Annotated in this window: 1 pseudogene; it reads right to left on the bottom strand. The window is 81.9% G+C overall.

The features are described 5' to 3' along the window. Nucleotides 1-485, bottom strand: a pseudogene (locus G3I42_RS16795) (hypothetical protein); the annotation flags it as partial.

Here is a 485-nt window from a genome sequence, read left to right as displayed (position 1 = left end):
CGCCCGGGGCGGGGAGCAGCGCCGCGCCCTCGGCCCCGGCGAGCGCGCCCGGCAGCCCGCCGTCGAGGAGTACCGCGAGGCGGTCGGCGCGCGCGGCGCAGGCGTCGGCGAGGCGTTCCCAGGCGGGCTCGGGCAGGTGGTGCGTACGCAGGCTCACGCGGTACGGGCGGGCCCTGCCGCCCTGGACGTAGGCGAGCGCCGTACCGGAGGTGAGCGTGACGGTGCCGACCCTGCCCTCGCGCAGGTACTCCGCCGCCCGCGCGAACCGTCCCGGCTCGGCCCCGAGCGCGGCCACGGCCCGCTCCCAGCCCTCGGACCAGGGCGTCGCGGGCACACCGGCCCCGGTCGCGACACCGGGCCGGTAGGTACGGCGGGCGTTGGTGGGGCGGGCGGCGACGGTGGGGGCGTCCGTGGGTGCGGCGGCCGACGCGGCGGGGTGCGGCGGCCGGACGGCTGCCTCCGCCGGGGTCGGGGACGGGGACGAC

The organism is Streptomyces sp. SID11385 (assembly GCF_010548245.1).
Classification (GTDB): Bacteria; Actinomycetota; Actinomycetes; order Streptomycetales; family Streptomycetaceae; genus Streptomyces.
The sequence above is the reverse complement of the archived record's forward strand: the minus strand, read 5'-3'. Positions and strand labels throughout refer to the sequence as shown.